Below are 13638 nucleotides of genomic sequence, written 5' to 3' on the forward strand. Positions count from 1 at the left end.
TTCCCGGGCCGCGATTCATCCGTGGCGTACGGGCCCGGGACCGTACGCCACGCTCCCGTGGCGGATCAGGTCCCCCGCGTCAGGCCCGTACGCCACGCTCCCGTGGTGGATCAGGCTCCCCGCGTCAGGCCCGTGCGGTCAGGGTGAGCAGCGTTGCCTCCGGGGGGCAGGCGAAGCGGACCGGGGTGTAGCGGTTCGTACCGCAGCCGGCCGAGACGTGGAGGTAGGCCCGGTTGCCGTCGGCCGTGTGGCTGGAGAGGCCCTTCACCCGGTCCGTGTCCAGGTCGCAGTTGGTGACCAGGGCGCCGTAGAAGGGGATGCAGAGCTGTCCGCCGTGCGTGTGACCGGCGAGGATCAGCGGGTAGCCGTCCTTCGTGAACGCGTCCAGCGAGCGCAGGTAGGGGGCGTGCACCACACCGATGGAGAGGTCGGCGCCCGTCTCGGGGCCGCCGGAGACCTCGGCGTACCGGTCCCGCTTGATGTGGGGGTCGTCCAGGCCGGTGAAGGCGATGTCCAGGCCGTCCAGCTTCAGCCGCCCGCGGGTGTTGGTGAGGCCGATCCAGCCGGCGTCGTCGAACGCGTCGCGCATGGGCTCCCACGGGTTGTGGACCACGTTCGTCGCCGGGGCGTTCCCGTTGAGGCCGTGCTTGCCCGCCGCCTTCTCCTTGAGATAGCGCACCGGGTTGCGGAGCTTGGGGCCGTAGTAGTCGTTCGACCCGAAGACGTACACCCCCGGGAGCTCCATGAGGGGCCCCAAGGCGTCCAGCAGCTCGGGTACCGCTTCCGGGTCCGAGAGGTTGTCGCCCGTGTTGACGACGAAGTCCGGGCGGAGCCCTGCCAGGGACTGGAGCCAGGCGCGCTTCTTGCGCTGGCCGCTGACCATGTGGACGTCCGAGATCTGGAGTACGCGCAGCGGGCGTGCACCGGGCGGGAGCACCGGGACGGTCACCCGGCGGAGGCGGAACGAGCGGGCTTCGAATCCTGCGGCGTAGGCGAGACCGGCGGCGCCGACCGCCGCACCGGCCGCAGCGACTTTCAGGGGAACTCCGTAGCGTGCGCGCATGGGCCCATCGTCGCAGACCCCGCACGGGCGGGATCCGGCGGCGGCCGGAAAACGAACGGGCGTCCAGGACCGCGTACCTGACACAATCGGGTCATGACCACGCTCAAGTCCAAGCTCAAGGAAGACCTCACCACCGCCATGAAGGCGCGCGACGAGCTGACCTCGTCCACCCTTCGGCTGACCCTCACCGCGATCACCAAGGAGGAGGTGAGCGGGAAGACCGCTCGCGAACTCTCCGACGACGAGGTGCAGAAGGTCATCGCCAAGGAGGCGAAGAAGCGCCGTGAGGCGGCGGAGGCCTTCGCCCAGGGCGGCCGGACGGAGCAGGCGGAGCGGGAGAAGGCCGAGGGCGAACTGCTCGACGCCTACCTGCCCAAGCAGCTGTCCGACGAGGAGCTCGACGCGATCGTCGTCTCCGCCGTCGAGGAGGCGAAGGCCGCCGGCGCCGAGGGCCCGCGCGCCATGGGCGCCGTGATGAAGATCGTCAGCCCGAAGGTCGCGGGTCTCGCCGAGGGCGGCCGGGTCGCCGCCGCGGTGAAGAAGTCCCTCGCGGGCTGAGACCGCCGTGGGCCGAGACCACCACCGGCCCGGCCCGCCGCGGGTCGGGCCCTCGTGGACCCGGTCCTGAACGTACGAAGTGGGGCGCCCCCGGTCAACGGGGGCGCCCCACTTCGTACGTTCAGGCAGGGACAGCCGATCCCGCCGCTCCCGCCCCGCCCGTCACAGCCGTGTGAAGGGCGGGGCGGCGTGCGGCCCGTGCGTCACGGCCCGTTGCCGCCGGCGTCCTGACCGCCGCGTCGGCCACCCTGGTTGCCCTGGTTGCCACCGAGGAAGTCCGGCAGCACGGTGATGCCGGGCGTCGGGGTGGAGTCGTCGCCGGTGTCGTCGCCGTCACCGTCGCGGCCCTTGTTCTTGTCCTTGTCCTTGTCGCCCTTCTCCTCGCCGCGCGGGACGTCGACGGTGTTGAAGGACGGGGTCTCGCCGGCGTCGAGAGCGCCGGTCATCGCGATCTTCCAGATCGGGCCGGGCAGACAGCCACCACAGACCTTGTCGTAGTACTGTCCGCCGATGTTGATGTCGTACATCGGGATCTTCTTGCCGATGTCGGCACCGACCCAGACGGCCGTGGACAGGTTCGGGGTGTAGCCGACGAACCAGGCGTCCTTGCGGTCGTTGGTCGTACCGGTCTTGCCCGCGTTGTCGCGGTCGCTCAGCCCGGCCGCCGTACCGGTACCGTCCTCGACGACACCCTTCAGCATCTGGTTGATCGTGTCCGCGGTCTTCTCGCTCATCGCCTGCGAGCACTCCGACTTCGGCACGGCGAGCTTCTTGCCGTTGGCGTCGGTGATCGACTGGATGGCGATCGGGGTGCAGTACGTGCCGCGGTTGGCGAACGTCGCGTAGGTGGCAGCCATGCCGAGCGGGGTGCTCTCCACACCGCCGAGCGTGATGGCGGGAGCCTCCGGGACGGGCGTCCCGTCACCGCGGGCGTAGCCGACCTTCTTCGCCATCTTGACCGTGTCGCAGAGTCCGGCCTTCTGCTCCAGCTTCGCGAAGTAGGTGTTGATGGACTTGCCGAGGGCGCTGGTCATGTCCCAGGTGCCCTTCTCCTCGTCCGTCTCGTTCCCGACGAGCCAGTCCTTGTCCATCGCGATGGCGCCCGAACACGTGGTGAAGGACCGCTGTTCCAGCGTGACCTCGTGATCCGTGCTGAACGACTGGGCCGGGCTGATGCCCTTCTCCAGCGCCGCCGCCGCGGTGATCGGCTTGAAGGTCGAGCCGACCTGGAAGCCGTAGGTGGAGCCGCCCATCGCGGAGCCGACGGCGAGGTTGAGGACCGTCTCGTGCTTCTTCTGGTCCAGGCCGTACGGGCGGGACTGGCCCATCGAGAGGATCTTGCCGGTACCGGGCTCGACCTGGACCACCGAAGCGGCGACCTTGTCGTCCTTGTTGACCTTCGCGGTGGCGGCCTCGTTGGCCGCCTCCTGCGCGCGCGGGGAGAGCGTGGTCTTTATCGTCAGACCGCCGAGGTTCCAGAGCTTCGAGCGGTCCTCGCTCGTCTTGCCGAAGGCGGGGTCGTTGAGGATGACCTTGCGTACGTAGTCGCAGAAGAAGCCCGCGCCGCTGACGGCGGTGATGCATCCGTTCTGCGGGGTCTTGACCTTCAGCTTGATCGGCGTCGCCATGGCCTTGTCGGCCTCGGCCTGCGAGATGCTGCCGGTCGCGGCCATGCGCGCGAGGACCGTGTTGCGGCGCTTGGTGGCCTCTTCCTCGTCGTTGACGGGGTCGTACCGGGTGGGCGACTGGACGATGCCGGCGAGCAGCGCGGCCTCCTCCAGCTTCAGGTCCTTCGCGTGCTTGGAGAAGTACCGCTGGGAGGCGGCCTCCACGCCGTAGGCCTGCTGCCCGAAGAACGTGATGTTGAGGTAGTTCTCGAGGATCTTCTTCTTGCCGAGCTCCTCTTCGACCTGGATCGCGTACTTCAGCTCACGGACCTTGCGGCCCAGGGTCTGCTGGGTGGCCTCGGCGACCTTCTCCGGGTCGTCGCCGGCCTCCTCGACGAACACGTTCTTCACGTACTGCTGGGTGAGGGTCGACGCGCCTTCCGCCGTCCCACCCGACTGCACGTTGCGGTTCATCGCGCGCAGGATGCCCTTGAGGTCGACCGCTCCGTGCTCGTAGAAGCGGGAGTCCTCGATCGCGACGATCGCGTTCTGCATGTACGGGGAGATGTCCTTGAGCGGCACGACGGTGCGGTCGCGGGAGTACACCGTCGCGATGGAACCCCCGTCGGCGTCCAGGATCGTGGTGCGCTGGCTGAGCGGTGGAGTCTTGAGGTTGGCAGGGATCTCGTCGAATCCCTCGACCGTCCCCTTGGCGGCGAGGCCCAGTGCGCCCGCGGCCGGCAGTGCGATGCCTGCCAGCACAGCTCCGGAGAGCGCGGCGACACCGAGGAACTTGGCGGCCTGCTGGGTCGTGGTGAGACCCCCGCCCGAGCGCTTTTTTGGCATGGGGGCAGCCTAATCCGTATCCCTGTACGTTCCGATGGAGCAGGCTCCGCTCGGGATGTTCAGGTACCAACCCGTTACGAGAAGTGGGTTTGAGGGGCCGATTCCGCACGTCACAGGCGTGCGCCACGGACCGCGGGGAACCTGCGGGCGCACTGCGGCGCAGACCTCACACGCAGGCGTGCGCCGGTGTGAGGGCACGGCGCAGTGGCTACGTTGTCATTCGCCGGACACGCGCGCATCCCTTGGCCTAAGCTGCACTCAACTGTCACAGCAGTCCGGCCCCGTATCAACCCCCGCGCACACGCCGTATGCGTCCCCCCGCTCGGCGTCCGTGTGTGAGGACTGCACGCAAGGTGTCCCCGAAAACGCCTGGTGTGTCATGGAGCGTCCGTTGCAACTCGGGTGCACTGTCCCGGTTTTGCGTACTTCGTCTCGCATGTCCTCACGTCACTCCCCTGGGTGATCTGCCGCGTACGCATAGTCCGTTCGGGCCATTCAAGATTGGGCCCGAAGGGGGTGTTGTGCTCGTGGTCGCTTCCGTAACGTCCTCAACTGGCAGCGGTGAATATGCCGCTGCCGCCGTGGGGGAGCCTCAATTCGGGAGAGGACGGCGCCGGCATGGGCTGGGTAACCGACTGGAGTGCGCAGGCAGCCTGCCGCACTACCGATCCGGACGAGCTGTTCGTACAAGGGGCAGCGCAGAACAGGGCCAAGGCAGTGTGCACCGGATGTCCGGTGCGGACGGAGTGCCTGGCCGACGCGCTCGACAACCACGTCGAGTTCGGCGTGTGGGGCGGAATGACGGAACGGGAGCGCCGCGCACTGCTGCGCCGTCGTCCCACCGTCACGTCCTGGCGGCGCCTGCTGGAGACCGCGCGCAGTGAGTACGAGCGCTCGACCGGCATGCTGCCCGGAGTCATCGGGATGGACGACGACGACTTCCAGGAGACGTACGCCGCGGTGGGGTAACTCTGCGGGCCCGCAGCCCGGTTGGGCTTGTGGGCGACGGAAAGTCCAGTCGTCGATGTCCCCGTACGGAGTCGCGCGAACGCGCCGTACGGGGGATGCCCCGGGCGAACCGGGGCCGTGCCGCGGTCGGGCGTGCCCGCTCTCCGCTCCCGCTGCACGGCCGGTCGACGCCAGTGATCCGCATGCCCGCGCGGGCTCTTCCGCGCCCGCGCGTACGGCCGGCCCGGTCTCCGCGTGCCCGCGCGCCCGGACGCGATCGTCGGATCGGCGCGCGCCCGACCACGGAGGCCGCGGTCAGGCCGGTGGAACGTGCCTGCAAGCGGTTCAGGCGGTTCCGGCGGCGCCGGCCGCGAGGCGGTCACCCACCGTCCGGAGCCCCGCCAGATCGTGCACGTCGCCCGGCAGTGCGGCCACCTCGGTCACCAGCACCTCCGGATGGGCGGTGGCGAAGTGCTCGCGGGTGAGTTGCTCGCGGGCCACGACCTGCATGCGTTCAGCGTGCAGGCGCAGCAGTCCCTCGGTGAGTTCCTCGATCGCGACCACGGAGACCGCCGGTGCGGCGTCCGTACGGTCCGTGCCGTCCGTGCCGTCCGTACCTACTGGGGTGGAGGACTCGACGGCTTCGGGGGATGCCTCGGGAGAGGGGGCTACCGCCGGGTCACGAAGACCAGTCTTCCCGGCGGCCTGATCCACCATGCGGGCCGCCTCAAGATTTTCGGCGGCGGCGAGCGCCTGTTCGGCGGTGAGGCGCTCGGCCTCGCTGCCGTGCGCCCGGTTCAGCACCAGCCCGGCCAGCGGCATGCGTTCGGCGGCCAGCCGCTCCACGAAGTACGCCGCCTCGCGCAGCGCGTCCCGCTCAGGCGTCGCTACCACCAGGAACGCTGTCCCCGGGGCCTGGAGCAGCTGGTACGTGGCGTCCGCCCGGGTACGGAACCCGCCGAACATCGAGTCCATGGCGGCCACGAACGTCTGCACGTCCCTGAGGAACTGGCCGCCCAGCAGTTTGCCGAGGGTGCCCGTCATCATCGACATGCCCACGTTGAGGAACTTCATCCCGGCCCGGCCGCCCATCTTCGCGGGCGCCATCAGCAGCCGGATGAACTTGCCGTCCAGGAAGGACCCGAGCCGCTTCGGAGCGTCCAGGAAGTCCAGCGCCGACCGTGAGGGCGGGGTGTCGACGATGATCAGGTCCCACTCGTCGCGCGCCCTCAGCTGCCCCAGCTTCTCCATCGCCATGTACTCCTGCGTGCCCGCGAAGCCGGCCGACAGGGACTGGTAGAAGGGGTTCTCCAGGATGGCGCGGGCCCGCTCGGGATCCGCGTGCGCCTCGACCGTCTCGTCGAAGGTCCGCTTCATGTCGAGCATCATGGCGTGCAGTTCGCCCTCGCCCGCGATGTCCTCCACCCGGCGCGGGACGTTGTCGAGCCGGTCGATGCCCATGGACTGGGCGAGCCGTCGCGCCGGGTCGATGGTGAGGACGACCACTTTGCGGCCCCGCTCGGCCGCCCGTACACCGAGTGCCGCGGCCGTGGTCGTCTTGCCGACACCGCCGGAACCGCAGCACACCACGATCCGGATGCCGGGGTCGTCGAGCAGCGCGTCGGTGTCCAGACCCGGCGCGCGCACCGGGCCCCGGCCGTCCGCCGGCTCCGTACCGTCCGCCGGCTCCGTACCGTCCGCCGGCTCCGTACCGTCCACGGCTTCCGTACCCTCCACCGTTGTGGCGGCGCCCCTGCCCTTCGGGCCGGGTGCGGCGCCGGACGCGCGTGTCATGACGCCTCCTCTTCCCCTGCGCCCTGTTTGCGGAGCTCCCCGGCCAGCACATGCAGTGCGGCGAGGTCGATGCCCTCGCCCATCAGCGGCAGCTCGTCCGTGGGCAGCCCGAGCCCGGCCAGCACGGCCCGCTGCTCGCGCTCCAGACCGACCCGCTGCGCGTGCTCGGCCGCCTGTGCGATCAGCGGGCGGACCAAGGCCGCCGAGCCGGTGACGCCGGCCCGGGTCAGCGTCTTCGCGATCTCCTTGCGGCGCGCACCCGACGCCGTGCGCAGCGCCTCCTCGTCCAGCAGGTGCGGGCGGACCATGTTGACGATCACCCGGCCCACCGGGAGCTGGGCGGCGCGCAGTTCCCCGATGCCGTCCGCGGTCTCCTGCACCGGCATCTCCTCCAGCAGTGTCACCAGATGGACCGCGGTGTCGGGGGATTTGAGGACCCGCATCACGGACTGGGCCTGGTGGTGTATCGGGCCGATCCGCGCCAGCCCGGCCACCTCGTCGTTGACGTTGAGGAAGCGGGTGATCCGGCCGGTGGGCGGCGCGTCCATGATCACGTGGTCGTAGACGAAACGACCCTGCTTGTCCTTGCGGCGCACGGCTTCGCACGCCTTGCCGGTCAGCAGGACGTCCCGGACACCGGGCGCGATGGTCGTCGCGAAGTCGATCGCGCCGAGCTTCTTGAGGGCCCGGCCCGCGCTGCCGAGCTTGTAGAACATCTGGAGGTAGTCGAGGAGCGCCTGCTCGGCGTCGATGGCCAGCGCGAACACCTCGCCGCCGCCCGGGACGTCGGCGATCCTGCGCTCCTCGTAGGGAGTGGGGCTCGCACCGAAGAGCTCGGCGATGCCGCCGCGACCCTCCACCTCTACGAGGAGGGTGCGCCGGCCCTCGGCCGCGAGGGCGAGCGCGAGGGCGGCGGCCACCGTGGTCTTACCGGTGCCGCCCTTGCCGCTGACGACCTGGAACCTGCTCACGCTTCGAGCCTAACCAGTAGGTCGCCGGCCTACGCACGGGAGCGCCCGAGCCAGGCATTACAGTCGGGCCATGACCAAGTGGGAATACGCGACCGTGCCGCTCCTCGTGCACGCGACCAAGCAGATTCTGGACACCTGGGGCGAGGACGGCTGGGAGCTGGTCCAGGTCGTGCCCGGGCCGAACAACCCCGAGCAGCTCGTCGCCTACCTGAAGCGGGAGAAGGCGTAGTGGCCGGCGCCGTCGAGGCGAGGATCGCCGAGCTCGGGCTCACCCTGCCGGACGTCGTTCCGCCGCTGGCCGCGTACCAGCCGGCCGTGCAGTCCGGCGTGTACGTGTACACCTCGGGCCAGCTGCCGATGGTCGAGGGCCGGCTCGGTGTGACCGGCAAGGTCGGCGGCGAGGTGACGGCCGAGGAGGCCAAGGACCTCGCCCGGGTCTGCGCGCTCAACGCCCTCGCGGCCGTGAAGTCGGTCGTCGGCGACCTGGACCGGATCGCCCGGGTCGTGAAGGTCGTCGGGTTCGTCGCCTCGGCTCCCGACTTCACCGGACAGCCCGGCGTGGTCAACGGCGCCAGCGAGCTGCTGGGCGAGGTGCTCGGCGACAAGGGAGTGCACGCCCGCAGCGCCGTCGGTGTCGCGGTCCTGCCGCTGGACGCCCCGGTCGAGGTCGAGATCCAGGTCGAGCTGGTCTCCGCCTGATCGCAGAGCCTTGTTCGTCCTTCCCGTCCGGTCCTTCGGGGCCGGGCGGGATCTTTCTGTCCTCAGGGCGTGTCGGCACACTGCCGTCTGCCGGGCGGCGGCACCCGCTCTGAGCGGGACGCGTGGCGAGAGGGGAACGCGCGTTCCCCTCTCGAACAAATCGGCCGATCCGGATAGCCTCCGGCCATGTCCCAAGGTCAGTGGTACCCACCGGAATGGCCCGACCGGATCAGGGCCCTCGCCACGGGCGGGCTGACGCCCGTGACACCCCGGCGCGCCGCCACCGTGATGCTGCTGCGGGACTCCGCCGGAGCGAGTGCCGGGACGAATACCGGGTCGAGTACTGGGTCGAGCGCCGGAGCGGGCGCCGTAGCCGGCACCGGTCCGGCCGTCCACATGCTGCGGCGCCGTACCTCCATGGCCTTCGCCGGAGGCGCGTACGCCTACCCGGGCGGCGGGGTCGACCCGCGCGACGACGACCACCTGGTCGGCTGGACCGGACCGTCCCTGGAGAGCTGGGCCGAACGGCTCGGCGTCCCGAGCCCGGCGGAGGCCCAGGCCATCGTGTGCGCGGCGGTACGGGAGACCTTCGAGGAGGCGGGCGTACTGCTCGCGGGCCCCACCCCCGGCACTGTCGTCGGCGACACCACGGGCGCCGACTGGGAGGCGGACCGCGCGGCGCTCGTCGCCCGGGACATCTCCTTCGCCGGGTTCCTGGAGCGGCGCCGGCTGGTACTCCGGTCCGACCTGCTGGGAGCCTGGGCCCGCTGGATCACCCCCGAGTTCGAGACCCAGCGCTACGACACCTGGTTCTTCGTCGCGGCGCTCCCGGAGGGCCAGCGCACCCGCAACGTCTCGACCGAGGCAGACCGTACGGTGTGGATCACCCCCGCCGACGCCACCGCGGGCCACGCGCGGGGCGAGCTGCAGATGATGCCGCCCACCGTGACCACCCTGCGCTCGCTCCTGCCGTACCGGACGGCCGAGGAGGCGCTGAAGGCGGCCGGGACCCAGAACCTCGCCCCCGTACTCGCCCGGGCGAGGCTGGAGGGTGACCAGCTGGTGCTGATCTGGCCGGGACACGATGAATTCACCACCCCCGTCCCGCCCGCGGGACCCGCGACCGGAGGAACCGCATGAGCGAGGCCGCGCTGCTGCCCGGACAGCCCCGCGGGGAGGTCGTCTCCGGCCCCGCCACGGCCCGTGCGGTCAACGTCCTGGCCCCCAACGCCTCCGCGATGACCCTGGACGGCACCAACACCTGGATCCTGGCCGAACCGGGCTCGGACCTCGCGGTCGTCGTGGACCCGGGACCACTGGACGACACCCACCTGCGCGCGGTGATCGACACCGCCGCCCGGGCCGGCCGGCGCATCGCGCTCACCCTGCTCACGCACGGCCACCCGGACCACGCCGAGGGCGCCGCGCGCTTCGCGGAGCTGACACGTACGAAGGTGCGCGCGCTCGACCCCGCGCTGCGGCTCGGTGAGGAGGGCCTGGCGGCCGGGGACGTCGTCATCACCGGGGGACTCGAACTCCGGGTCGTCCCCACGCCCGGTCACACCGCCGACTCGCTCTCGTTCCACCTCCCGGCGGACGGCGCGGTGCTCACCGGCGACACCATCCTCGGCCGGGGCACGACCGTCGTCGCGCATCCGGACGGGCGGCTCGGCGACTACCTCGACACCCTGCGGCGGCTGCGCTCGCTCACCACGGACGACGGGGTCCACACGGTCCTGCCGGGCCACGGGCCGGTACTGGAGGACGCGCAGGGAGCGGTGGAGTTCTACCTCGCGCACCGCGCCCACCGGCTCGCCCAGGTGGAGACGGCGGTGGAGTCCGGGCTCCTCACGCCGTCCGAGGTGGTGGCTCGTGTGTACGCGGACGTGGACCGCTCCCTGTGGCCGGCGGCCGAGCTGTCCGTGCGGGCGCAGCTGGAGTACCTGGCCGAGCACGGGCTGATCTGAGCCGGGGCGGCCGGGTCACCCTCGCCCCCCCCTGCGAACGCCGAGAGGCCCCGCCGTGACGGCAGGGCCTCTTCGTGCGGCTTCGGTGGTACGCGTGCGGCTTCTGCGTACGGGCGTCATCGCCGCCCGCGGCCGTACGCCTCCGGGAGCCGGCGGACCGGCCCTCCGGGTCAGCGCGAGCGCTTCGCCAGACGCTCGACGTCGAGCAGGATCACGGCGCGGGCCTCCAGGCGGAGCCAGCCGCGGCCCGCGAAGTCCGCGAGCGCCTTGTTGACCGTCTCGCGGGAGGCGCCGACCAGCTGGGCCAGCTCCTCCTGGGTGAGGTCGTGGACGACGTGGATGCCTTCCTCGGACTGGACGCCGAAGCGGCGCGACAGGTCCAGGAGGGCGCGGGCGACACGGCCCGGCACGTCGGAGAAGACCAGGTCGGACATCTGGTCGTTGGTCTTGCGCAGACGGCGGGCGACGGCGCGCAGCAGCGCGGTGGCGACCTCGGGGCGGGCGTTCAGCCAGGGCTGCAGATCGCCGTGGCCGAGGCCGAGCAGCTTGACCTCGGTGAGCGCCGTGGCCGTGGCGGTACGCGGACCAGGGTCGAACAGCGACAGCTCACCGATCAGCTCTCCCGGTCCCAGGACGGCGAGCATGTTCTCGCGTCCGTCGGGGGAGGTGCGGTGGAGCTTCACCTTGCCGTCGGTGACCACGTACAGGCGGTCGCCGGGGTCACCCTCGTGGAACAGCGCGTCTCCGCGTGCGAGGGTCACCTCACTCATCGAGGCGCGGAGTTCCGCGGCCTGCTCGTCATCGAGCGCCGCGAAAAGCGGGGCGCGTCGTAGAACGTCGTCCACGAGATCTCTCCTTGTCGGCCTGTTCAGGGAACCGTGGTCCCCATCATGCCGGACGGTAAAACAGTGCGATCAATCACAAACCAGTTTGACGCACGAGCGGCCCGGATCGTACGGCAGGGGGCCGATCGGGGGTGGAAACCCGCTGACAGGGGCGAATCCGAGGGCCGGGTCATAGGCTGACCGGGTGTCCGGAAAGCTGCAGGGAGCGAAGGCCGAGGGGGCCGCCGAGGTGTCGGAGAAGCGAGATTCAGCTGTGGGCGAACACGCCTCGGGGGCGCCGCGAAGGTCCCGCCCGGCCGCATCGGCATCCGCCGGGCCGTCATCCGCCGGGCCGCCGAAGCCCGCGGCGTCGAAGCGGGTCCAGGCGAAGCCGGCCGCGTCGAAGGCCGCCAAGTCCGCCGCGTCCGCTGTGCCGAAGTCTGTCGGATCGAAGCCCGCCAAGTCTGCCGCGTCCGCTGTGCCGAAGTCCGCCGCCTCCAGGTCCGTACAGGTGAAGCCCGCCAAGCCCGAGTCGCATCTCGCGATGGTCCGCCGCGCCCGGCGGATCAACCGCGAGCTGGCCGAGGTCTACCCGTACGCCCATCCGGAACTCGACTTCCGCAATCCCTTCGAGCTGCTCGTCGCCACCGTGCTCTCCGCGCAGACCACCGACCTGAGGGTCAACCAGACCACCCCGGCCCTCTTCGCGGCCTACCCCACCCCCGAGGACATGGCCGCCGCCGTCCCGGAGGACATGGAGGAGCTGATCCGGCCGACCGGGTTCTTCCGCGCGAAGACCAGATCGCTCCTCGGCCTTTCGGCGGCGATCCGGGACAACTTCGGCGGCGAGGTGCCCGGCCGGCTCGACGACCTGGTGACCCTGCCCGGCGTCGGCCGCAAGACGGCCAACGTGGTCCTCGGCAACGCCTTCGGCGTCCCCGGCATCACCGTCGACACCCACTTCGGCCGACTGGTACGCCGGTGGAAGTGGACCGACGAGGAGGACCCGGTGAAGGTCGAGGCGGTGGTCGCCGGCATCTTCCCGAAGAGCGAGTGGACGATGCTCTCGCACCGGGTCGTCTTCCACGGCCGCCGGATCTGCCACTCCCGCAAACCCGCGTGCGGCGCGTGCCCGATCGCGCCCCTCTGCCCCTCGTACGGCGAGGGGGAGACGGACCCCGAGAAGGCCAGGAAGCTGCTGAAGTACGAGAAGGGCGGCTATCCGGGGCAGCGTCTGAGCCCGCCCGCCGACTATCCGGGTGAACCCGCCCCGGGCCTGGCCGGACGGGAGGCGGCGGCGCAGGAGGCGGCCCTGGCGTCCGCGCGCGAGGACGCGCGCGAGGACGCGCCCGGGGGCGCGCGTCGTGCGGCGGCACAGGACGGCGGGGCCGCGCGCGGGGCGAAGACCGCACCGGACGCGGGAGCCGAATGAGGGAGAACCCGCCCCGTGCGCCCCGGGCGCCGGCCCCCGAACCCCCGCCGGCCGGTGTCACGGAACGCCCGTCGTCGCTCGTACGGATGAGGCCGGAACGAATTGGCAGATGACAGGCGTTGTGAGAAATCGGGGGTGCCCATGACGTACACACCGAGCACGACGCGGCCGACGAGTGCCGCGCATACGGACGGCGGGACGCGCCGGCCGGACGAGCGAGCCGCCCCGGGGGACGCCGTCGCCGTCACCACCGAGGCCATCCCGGCCTGGCTCGGCCCGGTCGCCGAGGCCGCGCGTGTCGTCCGGCCGCAGCAGCTGAGCCGCTTCCTCCCACCGGAGAGCGGCGCCGGGCGCCAGTCGGCCGTGCTCATCCTCTTCGGCGAGGGCGCACACGGACCGGAACTGCTGCTGATGGAGCGCGCCGGAACCCTCCGCTCGCACGCCGGGCAGACGGCCTTCCCGGGCGGCGCGCTGGATCCCGAGGACGGGGACCCGGCGACCACCGGCCCGCTCAGGGCCGCGCTGCGGGAGGCCGAGGAGGAGACCGGCCTCGATCCGGACGGCGTGCAGATCTTCAGCGTGCTGCCCCGGCTCTACATCCCGGTCAGCGGCTTCGTGGTGACCCCGGTGCTCGGCTGGTGGCGGGTACCGACCCCGGTCCGCGCCGTCGACGCGGCCGAGACGGCCCGGGTCTTCACCGTCCCCGTGGCCGATCTCACGGACCCGGCCAACCGGGTGATCACCAAGCACCCCAGCCGCTTCATGGGCCCCGCGTTCCTGGTGGAGAACGCCCTGGTCTGGGGGTTCACCGCGGGCCTGATCGACCGGATCATCCACTTCGCGGGCTGGGAACGCCCCTGGGACAGGACCAGGCAGGTGCCGCTCGACTGGCACGCATGACAGGCTGGCTCCCCTGCTGGGCTGTTCCG

At 71.3% G+C, this 13638-nt stretch carries 14 protein-coding genes; 8 read left to right on the forward strand and 6 right to left on the reverse strand.

From position 1 onward, the window contains the following. Positions 1-124: 124 nt before the first annotated feature. Entirely contained in the window at positions 125-1063 is a 939-nt protein-coding gene (locus tag OHA55_RS16880; protein WP_266707135.1) for a metallophosphoesterase, read from the reverse strand. 93 nt (positions 1064-1156) lie between these two features. Between OHA55_RS16880 and OHA55_RS16885 the strand changes: the two genes are divergently transcribed. Continuing rightward, on the forward strand, positions 1157-1621 hold the full coding sequence (locus OHA55_RS16885; protein WP_266707137.1) for a GatB/YqeY domain-containing protein: 465 nt from the start codon (positions 1157-1159) through the stop codon (positions 1619-1621). 203 nt (positions 1622-1824) lie between these two features. Here OHA55_RS16885 and OHA55_RS16890 read toward each other — a convergent pair whose 3' ends face one another. Beyond that, a complete protein-coding gene (locus OHA55_RS16890) occupies positions 1825-4074 on the reverse strand; it encodes a transglycosylase domain-containing protein (protein ID WP_266707139.1) in 2250 nt (749 codons plus the stop codon). 618 nt (positions 4075-4692) lie between these two features. On the opposite strand from OHA55_RS16890, the gene OHA55_RS16895 reads away from it, so the two are divergent. Further along, on the forward strand, positions 4693-5043 hold the full coding sequence (locus OHA55_RS16895) for a WhiB family transcriptional regulator (RefSeq protein WP_266707159.1): 351 nt from the start codon (positions 4693-4695) through the stop codon (positions 5041-5043). A gap of 324 nt (positions 5044-5367) precedes the next feature. On the opposite strand, the gene OHA55_RS16900 is transcribed toward OHA55_RS16895, so the two are convergent. After that, positions 5368-6816: an ArsA family ATPase gene (locus OHA55_RS16900; RefSeq protein ID WP_266707161.1), complete on the reverse strand. Its 1449-nt coding sequence runs from the start codon at positions 6814-6816 to the stop codon at positions 5368-5370. Further along, positions 6813-7787: an ArsA-related P-loop ATPase gene (locus OHA55_RS16905; protein WP_266707163.1), complete on the reverse strand. Its 975-nt coding sequence runs from the start codon at positions 7785-7787 to the stop codon at positions 6813-6815. Before OHA55_RS16905 ends, OHA55_RS16900 begins: the two co-directional genes overlap by 4 nt. 70 nt (positions 7788-7857) lie before the next feature. Here OHA55_RS16905 and OHA55_RS16910 point away from each other — a divergent pair, with 70 nt between their 5' ends. The 4 genes from OHA55_RS16910 to OHA55_RS16925 all read left to right on the forward strand — a co-directional run bounded on the left by OHA55_RS16910 (position 7858) and on the right by OHA55_RS16925 (position 10453). Then, positions 7858-8016, forward strand: a complete 159-nt coding sequence (locus tag OHA55_RS16910) for a DUF4177 domain-containing protein (RefSeq protein ID WP_003967454.1) — start codon at positions 7858-7860, stop codon at positions 8014-8016. Further along, positions 8016-8486: a RidA family protein gene (locus OHA55_RS16915; RefSeq protein ID WP_266707165.1), complete on the forward strand. Its 471-nt coding sequence runs from the start codon at positions 8016-8018 to the stop codon at positions 8484-8486. The genes OHA55_RS16910 and OHA55_RS16915 overlap by 1 nt, the downstream gene beginning before the upstream one ends. A 186-nt stretch (positions 8487-8672) precedes the next feature. Next, positions 8673-9626 (forward strand): NUDIX hydrolase, encoded by a 954-nt coding sequence (locus tag OHA55_RS16920; protein ID WP_266707167.1) that lies wholly within the window; start codon positions 8673-8675, stop codon positions 9624-9626. Continuing rightward, a complete protein-coding gene (locus OHA55_RS16925) occupies positions 9623-10453 on the forward strand; it encodes an MBL fold metallo-hydrolase (RefSeq protein ID WP_266707169.1) in 831 nt (276 codons plus the stop codon). The genes OHA55_RS16920 and OHA55_RS16925 overlap by 4 nt, the downstream gene beginning before the upstream one ends. Positions 10454-10623: 170 nt before the next feature. Here the strand turns inward: OHA55_RS16925 and OHA55_RS16930 are convergent, their stop codons facing one another. Next, the gene (locus OHA55_RS16930; protein WP_150489041.1) at positions 10624-11298 is read right to left on the reverse strand and encodes a Crp/Fnr family transcriptional regulator; all 675 of its coding nucleotides are present in this window, start codon (positions 11296-11298) and stop codon (positions 10624-10626) included. Between the two features lie 69 nt (positions 11299-11367). Beyond that, the gene (locus OHA55_RS16935; RefSeq protein WP_266711214.1) at positions 11368-11802 is read right to left on the reverse strand and encodes a hypothetical protein; all 435 of its coding nucleotides are present in this window, start codon (positions 11800-11802) and stop codon (positions 11368-11370) included. 19 nt (positions 11803-11821) lie between these two features. Here OHA55_RS16935 and nth point away from each other — a divergent pair, with 19 nt between their 5' ends. Next, positions 11822-12709, forward strand: coding sequence for an endonuclease III (nth, locus tag OHA55_RS16940; protein WP_323180477.1), 888 nt, complete (start codon positions 11822-11824; stop codon positions 12707-12709). 141 nt (positions 12710-12850) lie between these two features. Continuing rightward, positions 12851-13609: a CoA pyrophosphatase gene (locus tag OHA55_RS16945; RefSeq protein WP_266707174.1), complete on the forward strand. Its 759-nt coding sequence runs from the start codon at positions 12851-12853 to the stop codon at positions 13607-13609. Positions 13610-13638 lie beyond the last annotated feature (29 nt).

The sequence above is a fragment of the Streptomyces sp. NBC_00102 genome, assembly GCF_026343115.1.
Taxonomy (GTDB): Bacteria; Actinomycetota; Actinomycetes; order Streptomycetales; family Streptomycetaceae; genus Streptomyces.

What these genes read in the sequence shown, in the direction of transcription:
- OHA55_RS16945 (WP_266707174.1), top strand. Translation starts at nt 12,851, where the DNA reads ATGACGTACACACCGAGCACGACGCGGCCGACGAGTGCCGCGCATACG.
- OHA55_RS16910 (WP_003967454.1), top strand. Translation starts at nt 7,858, where the DNA reads ATGACCAAGTGGGAATACGCGACCGTGCCGCTCCTCGTGCACGCGACC.
- OHA55_RS16885 (WP_266707137.1), top strand. Translation starts at nt 1,157, where the DNA reads ATGACCACGCTCAAGTCCAAGCTCAAGGAAGACCTCACCACCGCCATG.
- OHA55_RS16925 (WP_266707169.1), top strand. Translation starts at nt 9,623, where the DNA reads ATGAGCGAGGCCGCGCTGCTGCCCGGACAGCCCCGCGGGGAGGTCGTC.
- OHA55_RS16880 (WP_266707135.1), bottom strand. Translation starts at nt 1,063, where the DNA reads ATGCGCGCACGCTACGGAGTTCCCCTGAAAGTCGCTGCGGCCGGTGCG.
- OHA55_RS16920 (WP_266707167.1), top strand. Translation starts at nt 8,673, where the DNA reads ATGTCCCAAGGTCAGTGGTACCCACCGGAATGGCCCGACCGGATCAGG.
- OHA55_RS16890 (WP_266707139.1), bottom strand. Translation starts at nt 4,074, where the DNA reads ATGCCAAAAAAGCGCTCGGGCGGGGGTCTCACCACGACCCAGCAGGCC.
- nth (WP_323180477.1), top strand. Translation starts at nt 11,822, where the DNA reads ATGGTCCGCCGCGCCCGGCGGATCAACCGCGAGCTGGCCGAGGTCTAC.
- OHA55_RS16900 (WP_266707161.1), bottom strand. Translation starts at nt 6,816, where the DNA reads ATGACACGCGCGTCCGGCGCCGCACCCGGCCCGAAGGGCAGGGGCGCC.
- OHA55_RS16895 (WP_266707159.1), top strand. Translation starts at nt 4,693, where the DNA reads ATGGGCTGGGTAACCGACTGGAGTGCGCAGGCAGCCTGCCGCACTACC.